General features: G+C 61.2%; 3 protein-coding genes. 2 read left to right on the plus strand and 1 reads right to left on the minus strand.

From position 1 onward, the window contains the following. The first annotated feature begins 172 nt into the window (after window positions 1–172). Window positions 173–733, plus strand: a complete 561-nt coding sequence (locus G6028_RS14980; RefSeq protein WP_182659352.1) for a Ku family protein — start codon at window positions 173–175, stop codon at window positions 731–733. A 142-nt stretch (window positions 734–875) separates the two neighbouring features. Here G6028_RS14980 and G6028_RS14985 read toward each other — a convergent pair whose 3' ends face one another. Beyond that, the gene (locus G6028_RS14985) at window positions 876–1,337 is read right to left on the minus strand and encodes a YdcF family protein (RefSeq protein ID WP_338404241.1); all 462 of its coding nucleotides are present in this window, start codon (window positions 1,335–1,337) and stop codon (window positions 876–878) included. A gap of 333 nt (window positions 1,338–1,670) precedes the next feature. Here G6028_RS14985 and G6028_RS14990 point away from each other — a divergent pair, with 333 nt between their 5' ends. Continuing rightward, complete coding sequence (locus G6028_RS14990) at window positions 1,671–3,053, plus strand: polysaccharide biosynthesis tyrosine autokinase (protein ID WP_182659353.1); 1,383 nt, start codon at window positions 1,671–1,673, stop codon at window positions 3,051–3,053. The last annotated feature ends 125 nt before the right edge of the window (window positions 3,054–3,178 follow it).

Here is a 3,178-nt window from a genome sequence, read left to right on the forward strand (position 1 = left end):
AACCCTAAACCAACTTCAGAAACGCGACACTAGCTCTCTGAGCCGACGCCGCGCTCGAATCGAGCGAATCCGCTGGTGAGGGAGGCCCTGTAACCTACCGACCGCCTCGCTATCTGCACGTTCGTGCTGCGCAGTCGCACTCGGTTGTCGTGCGCTCAGGGTGCGCACGGACGTGCAGATGCTGCGGGCGTTACCGTGGCCGGATGAGATCCGCCCGACGAATCTGGAGGGGCTGGACAAGGAGGCCAAGGTCCGGCCGCAGGACCTCAAGATAGCGGTCTCGCTGATCGAAACGATGGCGGCGGATTCCAAGCCGGCGAAGTACGAGGACGAGAACCAGAATAAGCTCAAGGAGTTCATTGATGCCAAGGCGGCGACCGGTAAGGTGTTCATGGTTCAGGAGAAGGATCCCTCGGGCGGCGATGACGGACGAGGGGGCCGCCCCGTTAGCGGCGCTCCGCGCGAGGAAGCAGGGCCAGGGGAAGGTGAGGTTGAGACGGATTCTGGCGACAAGGTCTCCGACTCCATGCGCCAGTCGGCCGCACGAGAATGCAGCGGGTCAGCGGGTAAGCAGGCTCCACTGAAGAAGGCGTCCGCCAGTAAGCCACCTGATGCTCGGAGCGCCAAGCCACCAAGCTCTCAGAAACTACGGGATAAGGGACCGCTGGCGGGGCATGTTGACCGCTATGCAACGTTCATTCGGCGGCGAAACCGACAAACCTTGAGTTGTTGACTTCTCCACCGAGACGCAAGACTCACGCTGACGACCCACCGGTCACCGGACCCGCACCGTGCGGCGGGACGGCTGGAGGCCGCTGCACCCCACCCCGGACACCAGCGAATCGCTGTAGGTGAAGGAAATCGGGTCCGCTACCTTAGCGCCAGCACGCGGGTCGGAGGAATGCCTTAACATAGCCCCCTGTCTCGTGTATCAGGGCGTAGCGTCGTGATATCGAAGTGGGGCGGGGTGTGTCGGTCACGAACACCGCCTCGCCGAAGCATTGCTCGAAGTAGATCCGCACCCGCGACACATGGCCCCAGTACGTGACTACAAGTAGCGTTCTCCACCCCCGGCTGCGGGCGATACGGGCTGCAGCCGTGGTCTCGCCCTCGGTGGTGTCAATATCGGGCGCGAAGCACTCAACCTCAACGCTCCGGCCTTCTGAAGTGTAGAGGGGAGAGGATGCGCAGTACGACGCGAGCACGGACCCGTAAGAGCCGTCAGCACTGGGTGGTTTCGAGACCAGGATGCGGTCGGACACGCCTTCGTTGGCGAGCCGCCGTGCATAGGCGTATCGGTCGTCGTTCGTGCCCGCTACCACCACGATTGCGTCCACCGAGCGGGGCGCATCAACCCGCGGATAGAGGACGGCGCTGGCAGCCGTGAGCCCCGAAACTGTAGCCGCTAACAAAAGTAGTGTCGTGGCAACAAGCGTTGTTCTGTGCTGGCGGGGTCGGCGTCTCACACGGTAAGACTACGGAGCCCGCCTGAGGGCTTGCTCGGGAAGCAAGTGCCCCAAGTCGAGACTCTGCGGGTGAATCCATGTTCATCCTGTGAACGACCAGTGTGGAGGTTCGCCTCAGCAAAGTAGTATCAACGGCTGGTTCGATTTTCGCCCATCGAACTGGGCAACTTTTGTGCGTCACTACCTCGAGGAAAGGAACCTGGAGTGGATCTGCGGGACCTACTGTCTGTACTGCGCGCCCGCTGGATCGCCATCGTGGCTGCGACGCTAATAGGAGCTGTCCTAGGACTCGCAGCGAGCCTTCTAACGACCCCGACTTACCAGGCGAAGATTCAGTTCTACGTGACAGTTGCAGGCGGAGAGTCCGCCCTCGCCGCTTATCAGGGGTCCTTGGGCGCTCAGCAGCGAGTGCAGTCCTACGCGGCTCTTGTCAAGAGCACAGACATCACTCAGGACGTCGTTGACAGTTCCGGGGTCGACCTCACTGCAACTCACGTGTCGGAAGCAGTTACGGCAACCGCCGATGCGAAGACCGTGCTACTCGACGTAGCGGTAAACGACTCTGACCCGCAGCGCGCGTTTAAAATCGCGCAGGGATTCGGTCAGGTGCTTCCGGAGGCTATAGAGGACCTCGAGACCCCTGACGGTGGAGGACCTGCCCTCGCAAGGTTGAGCGTGGTCAATCCCCCGGCGCTACCTACAGCTCCGGTAGCACCAAGGACAGAGCAGAACATCGCGATCGGTGTCGTGCTGGGCGTCCTCGCTGGAGTCGGCATTGCGCTCCTCGTCAACACCCTGGACCGCCGGGTCAAATCTAAGGAACAGTTAGAGTCCATCGCAGGGAAACCGGTTGTCGGCTCAATACCGTTCCGCAAGAACGACGACAAGCAAAAAGGGGCAGAGCACATTGTTCCCTTTCGTGATGGGCACTCCCCGGCGGCCGAGAGTTTTCGCCGCCTGCGGACGAACCTACAGTTCTTGAACGTGGACCGCCCGCCCCGCGTCTTCGTCCTGACCTCATCAGTTGCAGCTGAGGGGAAATCCGAGACAACGATCAACCTCTCGTTAGCTCTGGCCGAGTCCGGTAACCGAGTCCTCATCATCGAGGCGGACTTGCGCCGGCCGCGGGTGGTCAGTTATATGTCCATGCCCGACAAGGTGGGGCTAACTAACATCCTATCCGGCCGTGCCGAATTCGCCGATGTGGTGCAAGAAACGCGCCACGCAGGCGTGGACCTGTTGGCGTGCGGCCCGCTGCCGCCTAACCCCTCCGAACTCCTAGCCTCCGAAATGGCGCGGCGCCTCATTGATGACTTGCGCAGCAAATACGACTATGTAGTAATCGATTCCCCGCCGCTTCTCCCTGTGACGGACGGCGCTCTGCTCGCTCATATCAGTGACGGCGCGTTGCTGGTGGTGCGTTCGAACCGCACTACAAGCGACCAAGTCGCGCAAGCGGTTGACAACCTCGAGAAGGCAGACGCGGCCCTATTGGGCCTCGTGGCGGTCGCTAACAAGCCGGCTAAGAGAAGTGACACCGGATATTACGACGCGTACTACTCTTCGTCGAAGACGCCAACGAGCTAGGCGGAACACCGATTTACATCGATGCGCACCCACGTCTCTCCCTAAGGAACTAGAAATGACCTATCGTGTCGGCTGGCACACCAGCGGCCGTTTCGGCGGACTAACGGTGTCGCCATGGATGCTAG

Origin of the sequence: Dietzia cercidiphylli (assembly GCF_014145145.1) — a bacterium.
GTDB lineage: Bacteria > Actinomycetota > Actinomycetes > Mycobacteriales > Mycobacteriaceae > Dietzia > Dietzia natronolimnaea.